Consider the following 24628-nt stretch of genomic DNA (forward strand, 5'->3'; position numbering starts at 1 on the left):
ATGATGAAAATTTACGATAAGAAGCTGGCCTATCCTTATTTTATCTGGATGGTGCTGTTCACGGTGATTCCGCTGATCATCGTGGTCTATTATGCCCTGACCGATGGCAGCGGCAATTTCACCATTGCCAACCTGACCAGCGTCAGCGGCTACGGCTCCGTGTTTGCCCGCAGCCTGCTGCTGGCCCTTGTGGCTACCGTGATCTGCCTGATCATTGCATTTCCGGTGGGCTATTTCCTGTCCCGCCTGCGGGTGAACAAACAGCATATCATGCTGATGCTGGTCATGCTGCCCATGTGGATGAACTTCCTGCTCCGCACCTATGCCTGGATGGGCCTGCTGAGCATCAACGGCCCTGTGAACGCGGTGCTGGGCTTTTTTGGTCTGGGCCCCTATACCATGCTGAACACCTCCGGCGCGGTAGTGCTGGGCATGGTGTATAACTATGTGCCCTACATGATCCTGCCCCTCTACACCAGTATGACCAAGATCGATCAGAGCCTGGTGGAAGCGGCACAGGATCTGGGAGCCTCCACCACCCAGACCCTTTTCCGGGTGCTCATCCCCATGAGCGTGCCCGGCATCAGCACCGGCATCACCATGGTGTTCGTTCCGGCGGTGTCTACCTTTGTCATCAGCCGTATGCTGGGCGGCGGCTCAAACCTGATGATCGGCGACCTGATCGAGATGCAGTTCCTGGGCAACAGCTACAACCTGAATGTCGGTTCGGCCATGAGCCTTGTGCTGATGATCATCGTCCTGCTCTGCATGAGCTTCACATCCAGCTTTGATGAAGATGAAATGGAGGGCGTGTCCTGATGAAAACGAAACATCTGCGCCTGATGCAGCGGGCCTACGTCATCCTCTTCTTCTGCTTCATGTACCTGCCCATTGCTTATATGATCGTGTTCAGCTTCAACCAGAGCAAGGGCTACGCACTGTTCACAGGCTTTACCCTCAAGTGGTACACCAGCCTGCTCCATAACTCTGCCATCCTGAGCGCTTTGCGCGTCTCACTGGAGGTGGCCCTCATCTCTGCGGTCATTGCAACGGTTCTGGGCACTGCGGCCTCGCTGGGCATTGCGTCCATGAGCCGCAAGAGCCGCCTGGTGGTCACCAATATCACCTATATCCCGGTGGTCAACCCGGAGATCATCACCGGCATCTCCCTGATGCTGCTGTTTGTGGCTTACCAGCGCTTTTCCGAAGGAGTCTCCTGGCTGCCCGACACCATCATGGGAATGCCCACGCTGCTGATCGCGCATATCGCCTTCAATGTTCCCTATGTCATCTTCAACGTGACCCCCAAGCTCAAGCAGCTGGACATCAAACTGTATGAGGCAGCTCTGGATCTGGGCTGCGACCCCAGGCAGGCGTTCTTCAAAGTCATCCTGCCTGAGATCAGCCCGGCCATCCTGTCGGCCTTCCTCATCTGCCTGACCTACTCCATCGATGATTTTATGATCTCCTATTTCAACTGCGGCACGGTGGAGACCCTGCCCATTGCCATCTATTCCATGACCCGAAAAAAGGTCAGCCCGGAGATCTATGCCCTGTCCACCATCATGTTTGTGGTGATCCTGACCATCATTCTCATCTCCAATGCCATGGAGAGCCGGGAGTACCGCCGGGATCAGAAGGCACTGAGAGGGGAGAACGTAAAATGAAACGTTTTGCTGTTTTGCTGCTGACGCTGACCATGGCGTTCTGCTGTGCTGCGCCCGCCTTTGCCGCCGGAACCATTGAGGTGACCGAGGACGTTTCGGTCTCGGACGATTACGACTGGACCCGCTTTCAGGGCCAGAATCTCACCCTCAACGTTTACAACTGGGGCGAATACATCTCCAACGGCTCCGATGACAGCGTGGATGTGGTGGCCGCCTTCGAAAAGCTTACCGGCATCAAGGTCAACTACACCACCTTTGATTCCAACGAATCCATGTACGCCAAACTGAAATCCGGTGCGGCCAACTACGATGTGGTCATCCCTTCGGATTACATGGTGGCAAAGATGATCGCCGAGGGGATGCTTGCACCGCTGGATTACAGCAATATCCCCAACTCCCAGAACATCGATGCGGTCTACCGTGATCCGGATTATGACCCCACCAACGCCTATACCGTGCCCTATATGCTCTGTACCACCGGCATCATCTACAACACCACCATGGTGGAGAATGCCCCCACCAAATGGGCTGACCTGTGGGACGAGCAGTACGCGGGCAACATCCTGATGTTCAATAACAGCCGTGATGCTTACGCCATTGCAGCGTTCAAGAATGGCACCAGCATCAACCCCGAGACCCCGGAAGAGGTGGACGAGGTGGTGGAGACCCTGAAAGCGCAAAAACCGCTGGTGCAGGCCTACGTTATGGATGAGATCTTTGATAAGATGATCGGCGGCGAGGCGGCCATCGGCGTGTACTACTCCGGCGATGCCATCACCATGATCGATGATAACCCGGATCTGGCCTGGGTGTTCCCGGAGGAGGGCAGTGTGCTGTCGGTGGACTGCATGGCGGTGCCTGCCACCAGTGAGCACAAGGAAGCTGCGGAGATGTTCATCAACTTCATGTGCGAGCCGGACATCGGAAAGGCCAATGCGGAGTATATCGGCTATACCACCCCTATGCAGAAGGTGTGGGATATCCTGGACGAGGATCTGAAGTACAGTGAGATCGCATACCCCTCTGAGGAAGTGGAAGCCAAGGAAAAGGTGTTCACCGCCCTGAGCGATGAGGTCAACAACGAGCTCGATGTAAAGTGGAGCGAGATGAAGAGCTACAATGAGGGCGGCAGCGGCGTTGTGTTCCTGCTGCTGCTGCTTGCCATGGTAGCGCTGGCCTGCTTCAACATCTGGCGCAAGCTGCGCAAAAAGACCCGGAATCAGTATTGAGAAGAAAGGGCCCTCTCCGTCAAAGCCTCTGGCAATGCGAAGCAATGACGGAGAGGGTCCTCTTTTGGAAAGGAAACGTATGAATCAATATACCTATCATACAACTGTCCTGAACGCAGACGGCGACTTTCGCCGGATGATCAAGCCCAGCGCCCTGTTCCGCTATGTGGAGCAGGCTGCGGCAGACCACGCCCGTGCCTACGGCATGGATGATGCTTTTTTCAAGGCACACCACACGGCGTTTCTGGTGGGCAAGCAGGCGGCGCAGATCACCCGGATGCCCCTGCGTGCCGAAAAGCTGACATTTGTTACCGCCTGTGAGCCGTGCAAGAAGGGTTCGATGAAGCGGCTGACCCGCATTCTGGACGAAGCAGGGAAGGAGTGTGCTCTGATCGACAGCCGGTGGATCATGGTGGATACCGATCGTGAGTGCATCCTGCGCCAGCCCTCCTGGCATACGCCCGGTTACTGGAACGAGGATCTGGAAGGGGAGCTGCCCCAGCTGGTGCACAAAGCAAAGGAACTGACCTGTGCGGGCAGCCGGACAGCCAGCTACTCCCTGTGCGACCTGAACGGCCATGTGAATAACGCCTGCTATCTGGACATCGCCTGTGATGCCCTGCCGCTGGAGGTGGTCAAGGGCGGGCCGTTGAAATTCGTCTCCGTCAAGTACCACCGGGAGATCCCGCTGGGCAGTCAGGTCGAGGTGTTCTATGCGCCCTCGGCCGATGGCTGGTATGTGGTGGGCCGCCGTGAAGAGCACGCCGCGTTTGAATGCTACCTGGAATTTACAAAATAAATCCGGAAAAATTACAATTATGTTACAAAATCTGCGAAAAAGGTCTTGCAAAATGGGAACAAAAGAGTTACAATATGGTTACAGAAAGCGATGAGCGCTTTTTGAGACTGAAATCTTTTTCTTCTTGTTGAATAAGAGATATCGGGTGCAGGGCCTTCTCCTCCTCCGGCTGTTCTCCTTCACAGCTGTCGGCACTGTACCGCACAGGCGGTATCTCGCTTCGTGTGCAAAAAAGTCCGTCCGGTTTTCCGGTACGGACTTTTTTGCATTCCACTTTGTGCCAGAAAACCGGCCTGTCAGGCGGAAAAGTATGACCTTGCACGTTTTTGGTGGTCAATTTTACTGTTTTTCCGCAAAGGACAGTTCTAAAGTTTGTTGCCGCTGGGGTTTGTATTCTGACGGGGTTTGTGGTAAAGTATAGTCAATCAATTTATAAGCAGCAAACATGAATTATTTTGATGCTGGCCCGTTGTTGATGCGTTAAGAAAAAAGGAGTTTAGAGTATGGCTTATTTCTATGAAGAACCTTCCCGCACCTTTGGCGAGTACCTGCTGGTTCCGGGCTATTCCTCTGCAGAGAATGTCCCCACGGCAGTCAGCCTGAAGACCCCGCTGGTCAAGTACCGCAAGGGGGAAGAGGCCTGCCCGCTGGAAATGAACATCCCCATGATCAGTGCCATCATGCAGTCGGTCTCCGGCGATAAGCTGGCCATTGCACTGGCACGTGAGGGCGGTGTGTCCTTCATCTACGGCTCCCAGAGCATTGAGAACGAGGCTGCCATGGTGCGCCGCGTCAAGAGCTATAAGGCCGGTTATGTGGTCTCCGATTCCAACCTGGCTCCTACCGCCACCCTGCACGATGTGCTGGAGCTCAAGGCCCGCACCGGCCACTCCACCATCGCTATTACTGCCGACGGCACTCCTCACGGCAAGCTGATGGGCATTGTGGCCTCCCGTGATTACCGTGTCAACCACACCCCCGATGATGCTTCCGTTACCACCTTTATGACTCCCATCGAGAAGCTGGTCACCGCACCGGAGAATACCTCCCTGCACGACTGCAACAACATCATCTGGGACAACAAGATCAACACGCTGCCGCTGGTGGATGCTGAGGGCAACCTGAAATACTTCGTGTTCCGCAAGGACTACGATTCCCATAAGAAGAACGTCAACGAGCTGCTGGATGCCAACAAGAGCTATGTGGTCGGTGCCGGCATCAACACCCGCGACTATGCCCAGCGCGTTCCCGCACTGGTCGAGGCTGGCGTGGATGTGCTCTGCATCGACTCCTCTGAGGGCTACTCCGAGTGGCAGAGCCGTACCATCGCCTGGATCCGTGAGCACTACGGCGACACCGTGAAGGTGGGCGCAGGCAACGTTGTGGATGCCGAGGGCTTCCGTTTCCTGGCAAAGGCCGGTGCAGACTTCGTCAAGATCGGTATTGGCGGCGGTTCCATCTGCATTACCCGTGAGACCAAGGGCATCGGCCGTGGTCAGGCCACCGCTGTCATCGAGGTCGCAAAGGCCCGTGACGAGTACTACAAGGAGACCGGCATCTATGTGCCCATCTGCTCCGATGGCGGCATCGTCCACGATTATCATATCACTCTGGCTCTGGCCATGGGTGCTGACTTTGTCATGCTGGGCCGCTACTTCGCACGTTTTGACGAGAGCCCCACGAACAAGGTGCGCATCAATGGCCAGTATATGAAGGAGTACTGGGGTGAGGGCTCCAACCGTGCCCGCAACTGGCAGCGTTACGACCTGGGCGGTTCCACCAAGCTGAGCTTTGAGGAAGGCGTGGACAGCTATGTTCCTTACGCCGGTCCTCTGGCCGATGGTGTCCAGACCACCCTGTACAAGGTCAAGAGCACCATGTGCAACTGCGGCGCACTCTCCATCCCCGAGCTGCAGCAGAAGGCCAAGCTGACTGTGGTTTCCTCCACCTCCATCGTGGAGGGCGGCAGCCATGACGTTGTGCTGAAAAATGCGACCCCCAATATTATAAACGGCTGAGCCTGAACAGGCTTGCAGGGCCGCTCCCGGAGCTTTCGGGGGCGGCCCTTTTGACAGTACCGGAAAAAAGATTTTTCTTTCTGCACGCAGGAAATTTACAAAAGCCCTTGCACCCGGGCGGCAAAGATGCTATCATGGTACAAACGTCCTGTCAAGACAGGGTGCAGGCCCACGCACTGCCGGAACAAAGGCAGGGGGAGAAGGGGCTGTTTTTTCAGCAGTGGCAAGGTTTTTTCGCTGCTGCGAAGTACAAGGAGAGGAAACTTTTCATGGACGAGATCAAAGTTGTTCCGTACATTCCGGACGAAGATTATGATAACCCTGCCATGGTGGTGGATTTCTACGAATTCACGATGGCAAACTGCCTGTTCCTGCACGGCTTTAAGAACACCACCCTTGTGTTCGATATGTTCTTCCGTAAGAACCCGGACAACATGGGTTACTCCATCAGCGCAGGCCAACGCAAGCTGACCCGGTTCCTGCTGAATTATCACTTCAACGAGCAGGATATCCGCTGGCTGCGCACCAAGGGTATGAGCGAGGAATTCTGCGAGTATCTGCGCACCTACAAGTGGAAGGGTGATATGTACGCTCTGCCCGAGGGCACGGTTTGCTACCCCCATGTGCAGATGGTCCGCATTGAGTGCGACCTGGTGGGTGCGATCCTGATCGAGACCTACCTGCTGCAGACGATGAACTTCCACAGCCTGATCACCACCAAGGCGACCCGTGTGACCGGCCTGAACACCCATACGCCCCGCAGCGTCATGGAGTTTGGCACCCGCCGCGCACAGGGCGAGAGCGCAGGCAATGATGGCGCGTATGCCGCTGTTCTGGGCGGCTGCATCGGCACTGCCAACTGCCTGGCTGAGATGAAGTATGGCTCTGAGGTCAAGGCGGTTGGCACCGTGGCACACAGCTTCATCGAGTTCTTCCCGACGGAGTTTGATGCCTTCAAGGCCTTTGCGGATACCTACCCGGATTCCGTCAGCCTGCTGCTGGATACCTACAACATCATGGAGAGCGGCCTGCCCAACCTCATCAAGCTGGACGACTACCTGATCGAGAAGTACCCCAATGACCCCAACCGCCGCGTCAAGAGTGCCCGTATCGATTCCGGCGATCTGGCCCGTGGCTCCAAGCGCCTGCGCAAGGCACTGGATGCCGCAGGCAAGCCCTATATCAAGCTGGTGGCCTCCAATGGTCTGGACGAGCGGAAGATCGCCAACATGGAGCTCTATGAGCACGCTCATTTTGATTCCTACGGCGTGGGCGAGAATCTCATTACCTCCGCTTCTGACCCCGTGTTCGGCGGCGTGTATAAACTGGTGGCGGTCAAGCTGCCGGATGGCACCTATCAGCCCAAGATGAAGTGCTCGGATTCTGCCAGCAAGGCCATCATCCCGGGCAAGAAAATGCCCTGGCGGCTCTACGATGAAAATGGTCAGGCCCAGTGCGATCTGATCGCCATGGATGGCGAGGTCATCGAGGCAGGCAAGCCGGTAAAAATGATCAACCTTGACCCGGATGCCATCGAGCGCACCATTACCATCACCCCCACCAGGGTCAAGCGGCTGCTGGTGCCCCATATCCTGAACGGTGAGCTGGCCATCGAACTGCCCGGGATTGCCGAGAAAAAGGCCTATATCGCAAAGCAGCTGACCGAAGAGACCTGGGAGACTGAGCTGCGCATCGAGATGCCGCATAAGCACTATGTCAATATGACCCCCGCTGTGGCCGAGTGCCGTGCCAAGATGTATTCGGAACTGCATGGCGGAAAGGTGTAACTTGACAAAGCAGGGTTTCTATTGTATTATAATAGCCGTTGTGTGAATCTTACATGTTTTGATACATGTTTGCAACTCCGTAACGACGGACTTGTGATAAATGTTTACCTCATCACCTGTTATTCCCGGCTCTCTGTGAATGTCCAGAGCAGCAGGGCTTTGTAAGCCGGGTTTCTATGCGCCACTGTGGTGAAATTGGCAGACACGAGGGACTTAAAATCCCTTTCTGGAGACAGAGTGCGGGTTCAAGCCCCGCCGGTGGCATGAAAAATCCCCTTCAGCGTAAGCTGAGGGGGATTTTTTACTGTTGGATCGCGTACAAAGCGTGATTCGGCGCAGGCAGAAATGCGGATGCAGCTCAGTGGTTTTCCATAGCATGGAATCGTTCCAGGAAGCTGTGATCCACACCCTCGGATCGATAGCCCGGCATGGTATCAATGGCAACATTGTGGATGCTGCGGAAGATGCTGTTTTCGATATTGGGATTGTCGCGCTTCAGGCGGCGGAGCAGGATCTTGATCTCCTGCCGCTTGGAACCACCGCCGCCGTTGTCGCACATGGTGCAGTTCTCGGTAAAGCGGCAGGCGCACTGGATGAATTCCAGATCATTGTAGCGCTTCCAGGCCAGGATATCTTCTTCCCGGATGCAGTACATGGGGCGGATCAGGGTCATGCCGGGGAAGCTGGTGCTGTGGAGCTTGGGCGGCATGGCCTGCATCTGGGAGCCGTAGAACATACTCATCACGGTCGTCTCAATCACATCGTTGAAGTGGTGGCCCAGCGCGATCTTGTTGCATCCCAGCTCCTTGGCCTTGCTGTACAGGTGACCGCGCCGCATCCGGGCACAGAGATAGCAGGGGTTCTTTTCGGTGTTGTTGGCAACGGAAAAGATGTTGCTCTCGAAGATGGTCACCGGAATGTGCAGCAGCTCGGCATTGGACTCGATCTTCTGGCGGTTGATCTCATTGTAGCCGGGGTCCATCACCAGAAAGACCAGCTCAAAGGGAACATCGCTGTGCTTCTGCAGCTCCTGCATCAGCTTTGCCATCAGCATGGAGTCTTTGCCGCCCGAGATGCAAACGGCGATCTTGTCTCCCTCCTGTACCAGCTCGTAGCGCTTTACCGCCACGATAAAGGGGGTCCACAGCTCCTTTCGGTATTTCTTGATGATACTGCGTTCGATCATCTGATAAGGTTCAAGCTCACGTTTCATGTTGGTTCCTCTTTTTATTTAATGTAGGGCGGTCAGCTCACGGCAGCAGACATCGAACGCCTGCAAAAAGGCTTTGATCTCGTCCTCGGTGGTCAGGTGGCTCAGGCTGATGCGCCAGGAGGACAGTGCGTTGCGACGGTCGCGGCTGACCGCAAACACCGCACGCGAAGGCAGACCGTCCGAAGAGCAGGCTGACTTGACCGAGACGCAGACCCCTTTGGCATCCAGCTCCCGCTGGAACACGGTGCCCTTGACATTACGGACGCTCAGATTCAGCACATGAGGGACGGCGTGTTCCGGGCTGTTGATGCGCACCAGCGGATATGTGCTGAGGGCGGCGCGGAGCTCTGCATTCAGTTTTGCCACATGGTCAACGCGTCCGGGCAGGTCAGTGACGGCGAGATCAAGCGCACAGGCCAATGAGGAGGCCAGCGCCACAGTGGGGGTGCCGCTGCGGTAGATGGTGGTACTCTCGCCGCCATGGATGAGAGGCTCCAGCGCCAGATTCCGCCGCTTGATCAGCAGGCCGATGCCGTTCAGCCCGTAGAATTTGTGGGCCGTCAGGCTCATGGTGTCCACGCCCTCAAAAGAAACGGGGATCTTGCCCACAGCCTGGGTCGCATCCACATGCAGGTGACAGTGAGGGTATGCTTTCAGGATGGCGGCGATCTCCTGTACAGGCTGCACCACACCCAGCTCACTGTCCACCAGCGTTACGGCAACGCAGATGGTATCCGGGCGAAGCAGATCCTTCAGGTGCTCAAGATCTACAGTACCGTCCTGCTTCACGTCCAGCAGGTCGATCTCATACCCCTGCTCCTGTAATGCCGTCAGGGTGCCGCTGACCGAAGAATGTTCCAGTGGAGTGGAGATGATGTGCCTGCCCGCATGGCGGGAGAGACGGGCCAGCCCCTTTAAAGCAAAGTTATTGGCCTCGCTGGCACCGGAGGTATAGATGATCTCTGCGGGCTGAACGCCCAGCAGGGAGGCGATTTTGATGGTGGCGGCATCGATCTCTGCCTTGGCGGCAGAGCCTGCCTGGTGGTGAGAGTTGGCGTTGCCGATGCAGCGGCGCTCCACGGCACAGAACTGCTCCAACACCCGCGCATCCACCGGGGTGTTTGCAGAATAATCCAGATAGATCATAACATTCCTCTTGAAATACAAATCAATTCAATAGGTTATATTATAGTGCGGACAGGGGCATATTTCAAGATGTCCGGCCAAAAAGCTGAGGGAAACTGCGGCAAACGGATTGCACCCGGGCATGGTTTCTGGTATACTTTATAAAGTCAGACAGGGAAGGAGAGAGCAAAATGTTTCGTTCGACTTTGCGGAGCGCGTGTTTTGCCTTCCGGTCCCGTTTTTTGAATCTGCTCCAGAAGATTGAGGCACTGCCGTTGCTGCGGCACTGCCTCTTTTTTTGGGCAGCGATGAAAGGAGAACTTCTCTATGAGTGAAAAGATCGATTACTCCAAGGGCATTTACGATGCCCGGCAGCTCGGCACCGGACGGATGCTGATCCTGGGCTTGCAGCACATGTTTGCCATGTTCGGCGCAACTGTGCTGGTGCCCCTGCTCACCGGCCTGAGCGTTTCCACCACTCTGCTCTGTGCCGGTCTGGGCACCCTGCTGTTCCACCTTGTCACCAAGGGCAAGGTCCCGGCCTTCCTTGGCTCCTCGTTTGCCTACCTGGGCGGTTTTTCCATTGTAGCCCCCATGCTGGCTGACGCAGACGGCAACCTGACCGTTGCCAATACCAAAATGCTGCCCTACGCCTGCGCGGGCGTGGCACTGTCCGGCATTCTGTACCTGCTGGTCAGCCTGCTCATCTCCACCTTTGGCATCCGCCGCATTATGAAATTCTTCCCGCCGGTGGTCACAGGCCCCATCATCATCTCTATTGGTTTGATCCTGGCCCCCTCCGCCATCACCAACTGCGAGTCCAACTGGCTGCTGGCTTTTGTGGCCCTGGGCACCGTTATTGTCTGCAACATCTGGGGCAAGGGCATGGTCAAGATCCTGCCCATCCTGATCGGTGTGCTGGTCTCCTATGCTGTGGCTCTGGTCACTGGTGCAGTCAACTTTGAGGCCATTGCTGCTGCCGACTGGTTCGGCATCCCCCTGCACAAGAGCGCCATGGGTCTGTTTGCCATCGACGGCAGCCCTGAGTTCATCAGCGCAATGTTCACCATCATCCCCATTGCGCTGGCAACCATGATGGAGCATGTGGGCGATATCGCTGCCATCAGCGCTACGGTCGGCCACAACTATATCAATGATCCCGGCCTGAACCGCACCCTGATGGGCGACGGCCTTGCCACTGCCATGGCCGGTCTGCTGGGCGGCCCCGCCAATACTACCTACGGTGAGAACACCGGTGTTCTGGCCCTGAGCCGCATCTACGACCCGCTGGTCATCCGCATTGCCGCTGTGATGGCTGTGATCCTGAGCTTCAGCCCCAAGTTTGAGGCCGTCATCAACACCATCCCCACCGGCATCATTGGCGGCATCAGCTTTGTGCTGTACGGCATGATCTCCGCGATCGGTGTCCGCAATGTGGTCGAGAACCGTGTGGACTTTACCAACAGCCGCAACCTGATCGTTGCCGCTGTCATCCTGGTCTGCGCACTGGGCTTCAACTCTGTGGGCGGTCTGACCTTCGCTGTGGGCGGTGTCTCCATCAACCTGTCCGGCCTGGCCATTGCTGCTATCGTGGGCATCCTGCTCAACGCCATCCTCCCCGGCAATGATTACGAGTTTGATGCTGCCAACGGTTCCGATGCTCCGAGCAGCGGCAACCTGCAGGTCTGAAAAATAAATAGGAATACTTCTTAAAATTAGCCTTGACTAATCTGGGAATCGTTGCTATAATAGGCTCAGAAGCAAGGCCCCCTGTACCAGAGGAGAGGCCAAGATCATAATGAAAAACAATGGAGGATATTCCTATGAAAAAGTATGTCTGCACCGTCTGTGGTTATATCGCTGAAGGCTCTATCCCTGAGCAGTGCCCCGTCTGCAAGGCTCCTGCATCCGCATTTGTCGAAAAGACCGGCAATACCTATGTGACCGAGCATGTGGTCGGCATCGGCAAGGCTGAGGGTGTGCCTCAGGAGATCGTTGACGGTCTGCGCGCAAACTTTGAGGGTGAGTGCAGCGAAGTCGGCATGTACCTGGCCATGGCCCGTGTGGCAGAGCGCGAGGGCTACCCCGAGATCGCTGAGGCTTACAAGCGCTATGCCTACGAAGAGGCTGACCACGCATCTCGTTTTGCCGAGCTGCTGGGCGAGGTCGTGACCGACAGCACCAAGAAGAACCTGATGATGCGTGCTGAGGCTGAGTGCGGTGCATGCTCCGGCAAGATGGACCTGGCCAAGAAGGCAAAGGCCCTGAACCTGGATGCAATCCATGATACCGTCCACGAGATGGCAAAGGACGAGGCACGTCATGGCCGCGGCTTCGAGGGCCTGCTGAAGCGCTACTTCAACGTGGAGCTGTAATTCCTGCATTTTTCTGAACCTGTTATCATAAAGCTGCCGTGCGGTTCCAAAGCTGCACGGCAGTTTTTTTGCTTGACGGGATCCATGGCAGGGCGTACAATGGAAAAAACGTTCCGAAAAGGGGAAGTCTTATGAAATCAACTTCCGCACGCTGTGCGCTGCTGGACGAGCTGCGCGGGCTGGACCTAATCAGCATGATGCTTTACCATGGCATGTGGGATCTGGTTTATCTGTTTGGTGTGCGTGCACCGTGGTATGGCAGCTGGCAGGGAGAACTGTGGCAGCAATCCATCTGCTGGGTGTTCCTCCTGCTGTCCGGCTTCTGCCTGCCGCTGGGCCGCCACCCGGTCAAACGGGGTGCAATGGTGTTCGGGTGCGGCGCGCTTGTCACGGCGGTCACGCTGATCTTCATGCCTGCGGATGTCGTTTGGTTCGGTGTGCTGACGCTTCTGGGTTCGGCTATGATCATCACGGGTCTGCTGGAAAAGTGGCTGGAAAAGGTGCCGCCGGTGGCAGGCCTTGCAGGGAGCTTTTTTCTGTTTTACTTCACCCGCCATGCAGCCGATGGCTATTTGCAGCTGGGCCATTGGCTCATCACACCGCCGGGCTTTCTCTACGCCAACTACTTCACGGCCTATCTGGGGTTTTATCCCTTTGGCTTCTTCTCTACGGATTACTTTCCGCTGATCCCGTGGCTCTTCCTGTTCTGGGCTGGTTTTTACCTGCATCATCTGGCAGAGCGAACAGCGCAGAGTCTCCGTCCGCTGTGTCATTCGGTTTGCCCGCCGCTGGGGTGGCTGGGGCGGAACTCGCTGATGCTATATCTGCTCCACCAGCCGGTGATCTACGGCGTGCTGACGGTGGTGTTCCTGTTGCTGCGCCGGGGTGGAGGAGCGCTCTGAAAAATTCTGCAAAAGGTTCTTGACAAGGAGCCCGCCCTGTGGTATTCTTTTGATGGTTAGAAATGCCTAACCAAATTGCTCTGTCTTATGTCAGGCAGAGCAATTTCTTGAAGATAAAAGTTAGAATATACTAACCAAAATTGAAAGAGAGGTTCTTCTTTATGAGCAAAGTAGCAGTCGTATTCTGGAGTGCAACCGGCAACACGGAGACCATGGCAAACTGCGTGGCAGAGGGTGCAAACGGCACCATCGTCCCCTGCGGCGAAATGAACGCCGCAAAGCTGGCAGAGTTTGATGCAGTTGCATTTGGCTGCCCCGCAATGGGCGCAGAGCAGCTGGAAGAGAGCGAGTTTGAGCCGATGTTCTCCGATCTGGAGGGCTCTCTGAACGGCAAGAAGATCGCTCTGTTTGGCTCTTATGGCTGGGGCGACGGCCAGTGGATGCGCGACTGGGTCGAGCGTGCACAGGGTGATGGCGCACAGGTGCTCAACGGCGAGGGCTTGATTTGCAACGAGGCACCGGATGAGGATGTTCAGGCTGCCTGCCGCAAGCTGGGTGCAGATCTGGCTGCATGGTAAAGCGGAAACTTGACAAAAGAAGTTTGTTCTGATAGACTAACCGGCAGAGTGTAAGAATTCCGGCTCTCTGCCGGTTTTTTGTTTTGTCAGGAGGAAAAGAATGTCAAAGACCACCCCGAAAGACCTTGCCAAAAAGAGAAACGATGAAAAACTGCTGGTCAGTGAGATGATCGCACTTTACTGCCGCAAACAGCATCATAGCCCGAAGGGAAAACTCTGCCCGGAGTGCCAGCAGCTCCATGATTATGCACTGGCCCGGATCGAGCATTGCCCCTTTATGGAGACGAAAACTTTTTGCTCTGCCTGCAAAGTTCACTGCTACAAACCGGAAATGCGGGAGCGGATCCGTACTGTCATGCGCTGGGCCGGGCCACGGATGCTGCCGGTGCATCCCATCCTTTCCATCCGGCATGTGGTCGTCACCTTGAAATCGAAGCGGGAAGCCCGGGCAGAAAAATAAGCACCCATGTATAATCGCCTGAAGCCGGGGCAACCTAGAGCCAAGGAGGCGATAGAAATGGAAAACACAGGTGTGACCTGCGATGTCTGCGAGTGCCGCCACAATGTGCAGAGCTGCAAGTGTGATCTGCCCCAGATCAAGGTGACAGAGCACTGCTCCTGCACCACCCAGCAGGTGGAGACCCCGCACTACTGCCAGAATTACGAAAAGAAATAATCTGTAATGGCAGAAAACTCCCCGCCCAGCGCCCAAGACAGGGCATTGAGCGGGGAGTTTTTGTGTGCTGTTCAGTGGATGACCACACTGCAGGTAGCAAGGCTGCGCACCAGTGTGCCGACGCTGTCCTTCATCTGGATGCCGGCAAAGCCCAGGCGGAAAGCGGTCTGCACATTCTCCAGCCGGTCGTCAATGAAAACACTTTCCCCGGCCTTGAGCTGGTATTTGTCCAGCAGGGCCTTATAGATGCGCGGGTCAGGCTTGTTGATGTGCACCTCGCAGGAGGCCACGCCGCCGTCGAACAGGCCCTTGAGGTCGCGCTCGGTCAGAAAATCCAGCACATCCTCGGGGATATTGCTCAGGTAGTAGACACAGTAGCCACGGCTCTTGAGTTTCCGCACCAGCTCCTGCATCCGGCGGCGGGGGCGGAGGATATGCATCCAATCGTCCAGCACGCCCTGCACCTCAAACGCGCGGCCATATTCCTTTGCGCGGGCCAGCATCCGCAGGTTGGCCTCGGAGCGGGTGATAAGCCCTGCATCCAGCAGCTTCCACTCCTCGCTTTCAAAAGTCAGCTGGGAGACCTGTTCCTCTACCTCGGCATTGCAGAAGCGGTCTACCAGGTAGGTCTTGGGGTCGAAATCCACCATGACACCGCCCAGATCAAAGATGATATTTTTATACATCGCTGTTTCCTCAATTCTGTATGGATGTTTCTGCCAGAAAGATTCTGTCCACAGTATAGCACAACTGCCCGCTCTGCATCAAGCACTGCGCTGCCGCATAGGATGAAACAGGCAAACTGCGGGGAGGGGAGCACGATGACATTCCGGGAGCTGTGCACAAAGGAGATCGTTCAGCTGAGCAACGGGGCCTGCCTTGGCCGCGCCGATGATCTGGAGCTCGATCCGGCAACGGCGCAGGTCAAAAGCCTGCTGCTGCTCGGGCAGCCTCATCTGTTTGGACTGCTGGGCCGGGACGAGACTCTGGTCATCCCCTGGACGGACATCGAAACACTGGGAGTGGACGCGATCCTGGTCCGCACGGAGCTGCCGGAGCCGGAAGCCAAAAAGCAGGGTTTCTGGCAAAAAATGCGGCACTGGCTGGACGGCTGAAATTTTTCGTGAATTTTTCCTGCATCAGGGTTTGATTTTACAAAAAATCGGATTATAATAGAGAACCGTGAGCGGCAGAGCCTTGCCGCTCCGGCTTGAAATCTGATTTCCGGAAGTGAAAGGAACTTCTCTCTATGAACGCAAAAAAACATACGCCGCTTTCCCTGCATGGGCTGCGGCTGCTCTTCCCGCCGCTGGCAACGCTGGGCATCCTGTTCCTGACGGAGTGGATCGCCCGCGGCAGCCTGACAGGGGAGACCTTTACCCAATACATTTTCCCCCATGCCGAAGCCTATCTGCTGGCGTGGGCCATGCTGTTTCTCAGCTGGCTGGCAGTGGACTGGCTGACCCGGTTTGCACCGTTGGCGACCCTGCTGGCGGCGGTGCTGGGCTGTGCCCCGGCGGCAGTCAATTTCTACACACTGCAGCTGCGCGGCGAGCCCTTCCTGCCCTGGGATCTGATGCAGGTGTCAGAGGCTGCGGGCGTGGCAGCTGCGGCCGGTATCCACATCCAGACCAGCATGGTGGTATCCATTGTTATTATCGTGCTGCTGGTCGTAGTGTCTTTCTTCCTTTATAGAGGGCGGCAGAAGCTGAACTGGAAGCCCCGGGTGGCAGGCTTTCTTGCCAGTGCGGCAGCTACCTGCGGCCTGCTCTTTGGCGTGTTCCTGCAGCCTGCCGTGACACAGGCCATTGGCATTGTGCCGGATGCCTGGATGCAGGATCGCTACTACCGCTATTATGGTGTCATCACCAGCTTTCTGACCAATCTGACCAATCTGGAGATCTCCAAGCCGGAGGGGTATTCAGAGGAGGCTGTCAACGAGATCCTGGATGATACTGAAGCTGCACAGAAATATTCCACTGCTCCGCTCTACCCGGGATCTTACGGTGCCACCACCTCTGCGGACGAGACTGTGAAAAAGCCCACCATCATCTACGTGATGGACGAGTCCTACTGGGATGTGTCGGAGCTGGAGCAGTACGGTTTCCAGTTTGATACCGATGTCTCTGCCAACCTCCACGCCCTGCAGCAGACCAGTGCTTCTGGCCGGGCGTACAGCCCCAGTTTCGGCGGCGGAACCTGCGATGTGGAGTTTGAAGCGCTGACAGGCTATTCGGCTTCCTTTCTGCCCAATGGCAGCAAGCCCTACCAGCAGCATGTGACCAAGCCCATGTTCTCGCTGCCCAATTACCTCAAGCTGACGCAGGGATATCAGACGGCGGCAGTTCATTGCTTCTGGGCCAGGTATTGGAGCCGGGACACGGCATACCCCAACCTGGGCTTTGACACCTTCCTGAGCCTGGAACAGATGACCCACGTCAACAAGGTGCGCAGGCACTACTGGACCAGCGGTCTGGTCACGGATGACTCCATGGCGGACCAGATCATCCAGCAGTATGAAAAGATGAAGACATCCTCGGATGCACCGGTTTTTCTGCACGCAGTCACGATGCAGAACCATACCAATTATAATAAAGACAACTACCCGGACGATGTGCGGGTGAAGGTGACAGAGCACCCGGCGGGCCTCAAGGCCAGCACCATCGGCGCACTGGAAGATTTTGCGACTGGCATCCGGGATGCCGATGCCATGCTGGGCAAGCTGACCCAATACTTCTCGCAAGTGGACGAGCCGGTGATCCTGGTGTTCTGGGGCGACCATTACAACCCCATTGATTCCAATTATGATGTCTTTACCAGCAGCGGCTATGCCAGCGATTCCAGTGCGGACCCGCGCCTGCACCAGACCACCCTGTTGATGTGGTCGAACTACACCGACAAGCCCGTGGATCTGGGCACCATTGCCGCTTACGATATCTCGCCGGTGATGATGAACCTCTACGGTCTGGAGCAGCCGCTTTATTTCCAGCTGCTGAACCGCCAGCTGCAGGTGGCCGACCGCGCCAATACCCGGGGTACGGTGATGAATCTGGACGGTACCACCACCCAGACCCCGAGCTCCCTGCAGGAAAGCTGGAGCCAGAAGCACTGGCTGCTGCAATATGACCTGATGTTCGGCAAGGGCTATGCCCTCAGCCGGATGGGCATGGAGAGCCTGAACAGCACTCAGACGGGCGAATAAACGAAAAATACGCGATTTTCTTGTAAAAAACAGAGAAAACCCCTTGCATCACACGCCTGTTTGTGCTATTATTATTCAGCATTACACACGCATCACTATGCCCTTTTGTGCTCTTTCGGGAGTGGAGGGCAGTCCAAGGCCATCCGATATGGCCGCGGATCACGGTGTGCGGAGGCAAAACAATATTGGAGGTATTTTTACTATGGCAGTCGTTTCTATGAAGCAGCTTCTCGAGGCAGGTGTGCACTTCGGTCACCAGACCCGCCGCTGGAACCCCAAGATGAAGAAGTATATCTTCACCGAGCGCAACGGCATCTATATCATCGATCTGCAGAAGACCGTGAAGAAGCTGGACGAGGCTTACAACTACGTGAAGGAAGTTGCAGCTGAGGGCGGCGACATCCTGTTCGTCGGCACCAAGAAGCAGGCTCAGGAGTCCATCCGTGACGAGGCTCTGCGCTGCGGCATGCACTATGTCAACGCTCGCTGGCTGGGCGGTATGCTGACCAACTTCCGTACCATCCGTAAACGCATCGACCGTATGGATCAGCTGGCTAAGATGAAGGAGAACGGCACCTTCGAGCTGCTGCCCAAGAAGGAAGTTGCTAAGCTCGAGCTGGAGATGGAGAAGCTGGACAAGTACCTGGGCGGTGTCAAGAACATGAAGACCCTGCCGAAGGCTATGTTCATCGTTGATCCTCACAAGGAGCGCATCGCTGTTGCTGAGGCTCGCAAGCTGAACATCCCCATCGTGGCTATCGTTGATACCAACTGCAACCCCGACGAGATCGATTACGTCATCCCCGGCAACGACGACGCTATCCGCGCTGTCAAGCTGATCGCTGGCGCTATGGCTGACGCTGTTCTGGAAGGCAAGCAGGGCAACCAGGAGGCTCCCGCTGAGGAAGCTGCCAACGCCTGATTTCTGGCTGTACAGAACAAACCCGTGAAATAACGTGTAAGGGAGACTACAAAAATGGCTATTTCTGCAAAGGACGTTATGGAACTGCGCAAGCAGACCGACTGCGGCATGATGGAGTGCAAGAAGGCTCTGACTGAGGCTGACGGCAACTTCGAGAAGGCTATTGAGATCCTGCGCGAGCGTGGTCTGGCTACTGCTGCCAAGAAGGCAAGCCGCGTTGCTGCCGAGGGTATGGTCTACGCTGACTACTGCCCCAAGTGCAAGGTCGGTGTTGTCATCGAAGTCAACGCTGAGACTGACTTCGTTGCCAAGAACGACAAGTTCGTTGATTTCGTCAAGGAAGCAACCAAGGTCGTCATGCTGCAGAACCCTGCTGATGTTGAGGCTCTGATGGCTTGCAAGACCGAGGCTGGCGAGACCGTTGACGAGGCTCTGAAAAACCTGATCCTGGTCATCAAGGAGAACATCAAGATCCGTCGTTTTGTCCGTTACGAGGGCGTTTGCTCTGCTTACGTCCACGGTGGCGGCACCCACGGCATCCTGGTCAACTTCGAGACCACCAACGACATCGACAGCAAGGACGAGTTCACTGCTTACGGCAAGGACATCGCCATGCAGGTCGCAGCTGCTAACCCCAGCTACGTCGATGAGGCTTCTGTCCCCGCTGAGGTCGTTGCCAAGGAGAAGGAGATCATGCTGGCTCAGATGGCTGGCGATCCCAAGAACGCCAACAAGCCTGATGCTGTGAAGCAGAAGATGATCGAGGGCAAGATCAAGAAGTTCTTCAAGGAGAACTGCCTGGTCGATCAGGAGTTCGTCAAGGACGGCGATCTGTCTGTTGCTCAGTACACCGCTAAGGTCGCTAAGGATCTGGGCGGCGAGATCAAGATCGTCAAGTTCACCCGTTTCGTGAAGGGCGAGGGCCTGGAGAAGCGTGCTGATGACTTCGCTGCTGAAGTTGCAAGCATGGTGAAGTAATTCAGTCTGACTGAATGAATTTAAGAGCTGTGGTACCTGTAATAGGGTGTCACAGCTCTTTTTGTTTGTGTTTGAACGGGAAGTGTGTTATCATAGGAACAATTACAATGAAGAGAAAGCTGGAAGTGAAGAATCTCAACCAGCCGCTGTACCGAAAAAAGGAAAGCGGCATCTGACAGGAGATGTTACGATGAAAACACAGAAACTTGAGATCAGCGGTATTCCTGCTTTGCTGTACGGGAAAGAAAGCCGAAAAGTATATCTCTATGTCCATGGCAAAATGGGATGTAAAGAAGAAGCCCTGCCATTTGCAGAGCTTGCTTGCCCAGCAGGGTATCAGGTTCTTGCTGTTGATTTGCCTGAACATGGAGAGCGCAAGGGCAGCTCCGAGAAGCTGCTGCCGTGGGTGGCGGTTCCAGAGTTGGAAGCGGTCTATTCCTATGCTGCAGAGCGTTGGAAGAATGTTTCGCTGCGGGCTACAAGTATTGGAGCCTGGTTTTCCATGTTGGCCTTACAGGCAAAGCCTTTACGGAGTACTCTTTTGCTCTCACCAGTGTTAGATATGGAAAATCTTATCACCAATATGATGCAGTGGGCAAATGTGAGTGAGGCCCAGTTGAAAGAAGCAGGGGAGATCTCCACGGATTTCGATGAGACGTTGTCGTGGCAGTATCTCTGCTGGGTGAGGGAGCATCCCTACCGCTGGAAAGCGCCAACGCAAGTGCTCTATGGCGCAAGGGATAACCTGACTTCCAGGGCAGTGCTTGAGCAGTTCAAACAACGGACAGGTGCGCATCTGACCATCATGGAAGAAGGAGAACACTGGTTCCATACCGAGCTGCAATTGGCTGTTCTGCAGGAATGGGAGCGAGCACATATCTGAAAGAAGAGGAGAGAGAAACATGAAGATCGAACCCAGAACGTTCACACTGCCCAACGGGGAAGTGCTGACGGTGCGCAGCTTATGCGCCGATGATGCGGAGGCATTGAGTGCATTCCGCAATGCAATCTACAGCGAAACACATTTTATGGCCCGATACCCGGAGGAAGGAGCGAGTCTGGAAGCGATGCGGAACTGGCTCGCAGGCTACGGGGAAAGCCCTGTGAACTTTGAGGTGGGCGCTTTTGCCGGAGAAAAGCTGGTGGGGGAGTTTGGTGTTGCACAAGTGCGGCCGCATATCAAATATCGCCATCGTGCCGTAATGGGCATCTCCGTACGGAAAGATTACTGGGGCTGCGGTCTGGGCAGTTATCTGATGCAGCTGGCCATTGACCAGACCCGCGCCAACGGCTTCGAACAGCTGGAACTGGGGGTGTACAGCGATAACGCCCGTGCCATCCATCTCTATGAGAAGTTTGGGTTTGAGCGCTATGGCATCCAGCCCCGGGCCTTTAAACTGAAAGACGGCACCTACCGGGATGAGATCATCATGGTGAAGATGCTGTGACCTGAAAAGGATAAAATAAAATCTCCCACTGACGGGGTTCGATGTCGTCAGTGGGAGATTTTTATCGTTTTACGGTCAAACCGTGAAAACCTCAGATTTTGGCCTCGCTGTTGTGCTCAGCCTTTTTGTAAGCAGAGAAGGAGTGGAACACAATGTTCAGACCCAGAACGATCAGCAGAACAGCCAGGATCAGCTGCAGGCCATTGGCAATGAACACGGCACCCCAAGTGGTCTCGCCCGCAGGAATGCTGACAGAAGCGGCGGTGCTGATGGCCTTGACCATGGCAATCAGGCGCTGCACCAGAGCGGTGAAGGTGACGCACAGCATGATGATCAGCGGGGGGAACAGCATCTTGTTGCTGCGGCCGGTGACCTTCAGGAAGACGCACAGAGTGGCCAAAACCAGAGCGCTCAGCAGCTGGTTGGCGGAACCGAACAGAGGCCAGATGTTTGCGTAGCCGATCTTGGTCAGCAGGAAGCCGAAGGCCAGAGTGAGGAAGGTGGAGAAGTAGACGTTGCAGAACAGCTTGCGCCAGCCCTCAGCGTGCTCCATGTCGTCCACACTGAACAGCTCCTGGAAGCTCATGCGGCCGATACGGGCCACAGCGTCCAGACTGGTCAGGGCCAGAGCGGAAACACACATCGTCATAAAGACCGTTGCTGCATAAGCGGGAACGCCGAACATCTCAAAGAAACCGGCAACACCGCGGCTGAAGATCTGGAACGGGGTGCCTGCAGCGGGGGTACCGTCCGCAGCAGCGGCAGCACCGGCAACGCACAGGGCCAGAACAGCCAGCAGGCTCTCCAGAATCATTGCGCCATAGCCAACCTTCAGCATATCCTTCTCGTTCTCAACGGTCTTGGAGGAAGTACCGGAGGAAACCAGGCTGTGGAAGCCGGAAACAGCACCACAGGCAACGGTGACGAACAGGATGGGGAACATGGTACCCAGCTTCTCATTGGTGAAGCCGGTGTAAACGGGCAGATTCATGGTGGGGTGTGCAACGACCAGACCAACCACAGCGCCTGCGATCATGGCAACAAACATGAAGGTGGTCATGTGGTCCCGGGGCTGCTTCAGCAGCCACATGGGAAGCACGGCGGCAAAGAAGATATAAACGAAGGTGATATAGCTCCATGCGGCCTTGCCCAGGATGATGGGCAGATTTGCGCCAATGACAAAGGACAGCACGATGAAAACAATGCTGATGACGCTCTCCTTCCAACCGGAGAAGTTGAACTTCTTCTGGATCAGGCCAAAGACCACGGCGAAGACCATGAACATGATGGAGACCATGCCGGCAGCGCCGTTGGTCTGAGCAGCGTCCACCAGAGCGCCGTCCGCGCCATAAGCATTGAAGGTGCCGGCGACCATGTCAGCAAACGCTGCAATAACGATGCCGCAGAACAGCCAGCAGAACAGCAGGAACAGCTTGCGGCCTGTCTTGCCGATATACTTTTCGATCAGCATACCCATGGACTTGCCGTCATTCTTTACAGAAGCATACAGAGCGCCGAAGTCGGTAACAGCACCAAAGAAGATGCCGCCCAGCAGGACCCACAGCAGAACAGGCAGCCAGCCAAAGGCAGCAGCCTGAATGGCACCGGTAACAGGGCCGGCACCTGCAATGGAGCTGAACTGATGTGCAAAAACGGTCCAGCCGTTGGTGGGAACGTAATCCCGGCCGTCCTCATGGACGACCGCAGGGGTCTTGGCGGTGGGTTCGATGCCCCACTTGTTTGCCAGCCAGCGTCCGTAGAGGGTGTAAGCACCAAACAGACACACGGCTGCGATCAAAACGATGACCAGCGTGTTCATTTCTTTTACCTCTTTCCTTTGCTTTTCATGCGGCAAAGAGGTCACGCTGTGGCTCCTTTGCCTGAAAATTGTGTATACTTTATCCCCATTTTCATAATTTGTCAATATTTTTCGGAGCAGTTCAGAGGATGTGCTAATTCGACAGAAAATCAGGCAAAAAATTTTAGGTGATTTTATTTCACTTGTGAAGAGAAGAAAACTGTGGACACGCTGAATTGAAAACGATTCACGCAAAAGACTTGACTTTCGCACTTTCGTGTGCTAAAGTGATAACATGATATGATTCTTTCTGTCAGAAGTTCCGGCGTTTGCCGCAGAGGAGACCGCAATGACTGAGAAAAATTCCAGAAAAAACGAGACCGTAGATGCGTTGTTCGATGCCATCCTGAGCCTTGAGAGCCGGGAGGAGTGCTATGCTTTTTTTGAGGATCTGTGCACAGTAAAGGAGATCTCCGATATGGCACAACGGCTGGAAGCGGCAAAGCTGCTGCTTGGCGGCCGCACCTATGACCAGATCGTGAAAGAGGTAGAGATCAGCACGGCGACCATCAGCCGGATCAATCGCTGCATCCAATACGGAACCGGCGGTTACCAGAGCGTAATTGAAAAGATCTCTGCACAGGAGAAAAAGCAGTAACGGCTGCACGGCAGGGGACATAGGATGGGGTACACCTTATATAGAAAGGATGAGTCCCCTATGGCAACGATCAATTGTCCCACTACGTTGGAATGTCCGGCCCTGCCCCGTGTTACCCTGAGTCAGGCTGTGATCGATCTGATGGAAAGTATCGCGCTGCAGGAAAGTGCTCTGAGCCACATCCTCTGCGCCGAGAGCCAGAAGATGAAAACCGCACTCGCCATGAACGAGATCGACCTGTGCAAGCTGCTGGAAGTGAACGATTCGGCCACCAACATGGTGCACGCCGTGGCAAATCTGGAGCTGGTGCTGAAGGAAAAGCTGGAGTTTATCTCCAATAACCTCTATTATCCCTCCGCTGATAACGGCGCTGCAGCCCAATAAGCCTGCACGACCCCCTGCCTGTCCGCATTCTGGCGGGCAGGCATTTTGCGTTTTAAGGCCAGATTGTGACCGATTTGTATAAAAAGAATAAAAACGATTTGTTGGAATTGCTGAAAGCGCAATTCTGTGCTATACTATACCGTGTATATGTGTGAAAGAGAGGGAAACGAACTTGCAGCACTATGACGTGATCTTATTTGACGTGGACGGAACCCTGATCGATTCCGCCCCCGGCATCCTGAATACACTGGAAGAAGTTTTTACCAAGATGGGCGTGGATGTCACCCATGTGAACCTGCGGCGCTATCTGGGGCCGCCGCTCCGCAAGAGCTTTGGAGAGCATTTTTCTGACCCTGCAAAAATCGAGGAGGCCACCGAGCTCTATCGGGAGAGTTACCGCGAAAAGGGCAGCCATGAGGGTACGGCCTACCCCGGTGCGGCAGAGATGCTGCGCCGCCTGAAGGAGGCAGGATTTGTGCTCTGCACCGCAACCTCCAAGCCGACTGTGGTGGTGACCCCCATCCTGGAAGAACAGGGGCTGGCCCCTTACTTTGATTTCATCGGCGGCGCGTCCATGGATGAGAGCCGGGATACAAAAACAGAAGTGGTGCGCTATGTTCTCACCCAGCCCTGTGTACAGGGCAAGCGGGTGCTGATGGTGGGCGACCGCAACGATGATATGCGCGGTGCCGCCGATTGCGGGCTGGATGCCGCCGGTGCCCTGTATGGCTACGGCAGCAGGGAAGAACTGGAACCCTTTGGCCCGGTGCTGCTGGCGGAAAGTTGTGAAGAACTGACGGACAAGCTCCTGGCCTGCCGTGCAAACGGTTGAACGATAGGATAAGTGGTGAATATAACATGAATCATAA

Annotated in this window: 25 protein-coding genes and 1 tRNA gene; 22 read left to right on the plus strand and 4 right to left on the minus strand. The window is 55.5% G+C overall.

The features are described from left to right. Positions 1–3: 3 nt before the first annotated feature. The 7 genes from J3353_RS00265 to J3353_RS00295 all read left to right on the plus strand — a co-directional run bounded on the left by J3353_RS00265 (position 4) and on the right by J3353_RS00295 (position 7764). Complete coding sequence (locus J3353_RS00265; protein WP_207683901.1) at positions 4–819, plus strand: ABC transporter permease; 816 nt, start codon at positions 4–6, stop codon at positions 817–819. Beyond that, entirely contained in the window at positions 819–1667 is an 849-nt protein-coding gene (locus tag J3353_RS00270) for an ABC transporter permease (protein ID WP_207683833.1), read from the plus strand. The genes J3353_RS00265 and J3353_RS00270 overlap by 1 nt, the downstream gene beginning before the upstream one ends. Then, a complete protein-coding gene (locus J3353_RS00275) occupies positions 1664–2896 on the plus strand; it encodes a PotD/PotF family extracellular solute-binding protein (RefSeq protein ID WP_207683834.1) in 1233 nt (410 codons plus the stop codon). The genes J3353_RS00270 and J3353_RS00275 overlap by 4 nt, the downstream gene beginning before the upstream one ends. 79 nt (positions 2897–2975) lie before the next feature. Beyond that, on the plus strand, positions 2976–3695 hold the full coding sequence (locus tag J3353_RS00280) for an acyl-[acyl-carrier-protein] thioesterase (protein ID WP_242700787.1): 720 nt from the start codon (positions 2976–2978) through the stop codon (positions 3693–3695). A gap of 503 nt (positions 3696–4198) precedes the next feature. Beyond that, positions 4199–5713 carry an IMP dehydrogenase gene (locus J3353_RS00285; RefSeq protein WP_156061204.1) on the plus strand — a complete coding sequence of 505 codons (1515 nt, stop codon included), beginning with the start codon at positions 4199–4201 and terminating at the stop codon, positions 5711–5713. Positions 5714–5982: 269 nt separating this feature from the next. Then, entirely contained in the window at positions 5983–7500 is a 1518-nt protein-coding gene (locus J3353_RS00290; RefSeq protein WP_156065715.1) for a nicotinate phosphoribosyltransferase, read from the plus strand. Positions 7501–7680: 180 nt separating this feature from the next. Next, positions 7681–7764, plus strand: a tRNA-Leu gene (locus tag J3353_RS00295). A 94-nt stretch (positions 7765–7858) separates the two neighbouring features. Here the strand turns inward: J3353_RS00295 and J3353_RS00300 are convergent. Together J3353_RS00300 and J3353_RS00305 are read right to left on the minus strand one after the other, a co-directional pair. Further along, entirely contained in the window at positions 7859–8713 is an 855-nt protein-coding gene (locus J3353_RS00300; RefSeq protein ID WP_156058009.1) for an ATP-binding protein, read from the minus strand. An 18-nt stretch (positions 8714–8731) separates the two neighbouring features. Continuing rightward, positions 8732–9859, minus strand: a complete 1128-nt coding sequence (locus J3353_RS00305; protein ID WP_156065717.1) for a cysteine desulfurase family protein — start codon at positions 9857–9859, stop codon at positions 8732–8734. Between the two features lie 306 nt (positions 9860–10165). Between J3353_RS00305 and J3353_RS00310 the strand changes: the two genes are divergently transcribed. From J3353_RS00310 to J3353_RS00335, 6 genes are all read left to right on the plus strand, one after another. Further along, on the plus strand, positions 10166–11527 hold the full coding sequence (locus J3353_RS00310) for a uracil-xanthine permease family protein (RefSeq protein ID WP_097771088.1): 1362 nt from the start codon (positions 10166–10168) through the stop codon (positions 11525–11527). Between the two features lie 134 nt (positions 11528–11661). Beyond that, entirely contained in the window at positions 11662–12213 is a 552-nt protein-coding gene (locus J3353_RS00315) for a ferritin family protein (protein ID WP_035394078.1), read from the plus strand. A 131-nt stretch (positions 12214–12344) separates the two neighbouring features. After that, positions 12345–13115, plus strand: a complete 771-nt coding sequence (locus tag J3353_RS00320) for a heparan-alpha-glucosaminide N-acetyltransferase (protein ID WP_207683836.1) — start codon at positions 12345–12347, stop codon at positions 13113–13115. A gap of 161 nt (positions 13116–13276) precedes the next feature. Beyond that, positions 13277–13693 carry a flavodoxin gene (locus tag J3353_RS00325; protein ID WP_097771090.1) on the plus strand — a complete coding sequence of 139 codons (417 nt, stop codon included), beginning with the start codon at positions 13277–13279 and terminating at the stop codon, positions 13691–13693. A 100-nt stretch (positions 13694–13793) separates the two neighbouring features. Next, complete coding sequence (locus J3353_RS00330) at positions 13794–14153, plus strand: nitrous oxide-stimulated promoter family protein (RefSeq protein WP_117504043.1); 360 nt, start codon at positions 13794–13796, stop codon at positions 14151–14153. 57 nt (positions 14154–14210) lie between these two features. After that, positions 14211–14369, plus strand: a complete 159-nt coding sequence (locus J3353_RS00335; RefSeq protein WP_117504045.1) for a DUF1540 domain-containing protein — start codon at positions 14211–14213, stop codon at positions 14367–14369. A 71-nt stretch (positions 14370–14440) separates the two neighbouring features. On the opposite strand, the gene J3353_RS00340 is transcribed toward J3353_RS00335, so the two are convergent. Next, positions 14441–15055 carry an HAD family phosphatase gene (locus J3353_RS00340; protein WP_117504047.1) on the minus strand — a complete coding sequence of 205 codons (615 nt, stop codon included), beginning with the start codon at positions 15053–15055 and terminating at the stop codon, positions 14441–14443. A 135-nt stretch (positions 15056–15190) separates the two neighbouring features. Between J3353_RS00340 and J3353_RS00345 the strand changes: the two genes are divergently transcribed. From J3353_RS00345 to J3353_RS00370, 6 genes are all read left to right on the plus strand, one after another. Beyond that, positions 15191–15484: a PRC-barrel domain-containing protein gene (locus tag J3353_RS00345; protein ID WP_207683837.1), complete on the plus strand. Its 294-nt coding sequence runs from the start codon at positions 15191–15193 to the stop codon at positions 15482–15484. 134 nt (positions 15485–15618) lie between these two features. Then, on the plus strand, positions 15619–17571 hold the full coding sequence (locus tag J3353_RS00350; protein WP_207683838.1) for an LTA synthase family protein: 1953 nt from the start codon (positions 15619–15621) through the stop codon (positions 17569–17571). 202 nt (positions 17572–17773) lie between these two features. After that, on the plus strand, positions 17774–18493 hold the full coding sequence (gene rpsB, locus J3353_RS00355; RefSeq protein WP_035394088.1) for a 30S ribosomal protein S2: 720 nt from the start codon (positions 17774–17776) through the stop codon (positions 18491–18493). Between the two features lie 54 nt (positions 18494–18547). Then, complete coding sequence (gene tsf / locus J3353_RS00360; protein ID WP_005932850.1) at positions 18548–19471, plus strand: translation elongation factor Ts; 924 nt, start codon at positions 18548–18550, stop codon at positions 19469–19471. 190 nt (positions 19472–19661) lie between these two features. After that, entirely contained in the window at positions 19662–20354 is a 693-nt protein-coding gene (locus tag J3353_RS00365) for a carboxylesterase (protein ID WP_207683839.1), read from the plus strand. A gap of 19 nt (positions 20355–20373) precedes the next feature. Continuing rightward, the gene (locus J3353_RS00370; protein ID WP_156071929.1) at positions 20374–20919 is read left to right on the plus strand and encodes a GNAT family N-acetyltransferase; all 546 of its coding nucleotides are present in this window, start codon (positions 20374–20376) and stop codon (positions 20917–20919) included. Positions 20920–21010: 91 nt separating this feature from the next. Here the strand turns inward: J3353_RS00370 and J3353_RS00375 are convergent, their stop codons facing one another. Continuing rightward, positions 21011–22738: a carbon starvation protein A gene (locus J3353_RS00375; protein WP_207683840.1), complete on the minus strand. Its 1728-nt coding sequence runs from the start codon at positions 22736–22738 to the stop codon at positions 21011–21013. Between the two features lie 328 nt (positions 22739–23066). Here J3353_RS00375 and J3353_RS00380 point away from each other — a divergent pair, with 328 nt between their 5' ends. From J3353_RS00380 to J3353_RS00390, 3 genes are all read left to right on the plus strand, one after another. Next, entirely contained in the window at positions 23067–23375 is a 309-nt protein-coding gene (locus tag J3353_RS00380) for a YerC/YecD family TrpR-related protein (RefSeq protein ID WP_097771978.1), read from the plus strand. 60 nt (positions 23376–23435) lie between these two features. Then, positions 23436–23759, plus strand: coding sequence for a hypothetical protein (locus tag J3353_RS00385; RefSeq protein ID WP_035394090.1), 324 nt, complete (start codon positions 23436–23438; stop codon positions 23757–23759). Between the two features lie 172 nt (positions 23760–23931). After that, positions 23932–24591: an HAD hydrolase-like protein gene (locus J3353_RS00390; RefSeq protein WP_035394092.1), complete on the plus strand. Its 660-nt coding sequence runs from the start codon at positions 23932–23934 to the stop codon at positions 24589–24591. The last annotated feature ends 37 nt before the right edge of the window (positions 24592–24628 follow it).

This window comes from Faecalibacterium sp. Marseille-Q4137, assembly GCF_017377535.1.
Taxonomy (GTDB): Bacteria; Bacillota; Clostridia; order Oscillospirales; family Ruminococcaceae; genus Faecalibacterium; species Faecalibacterium duncaniae.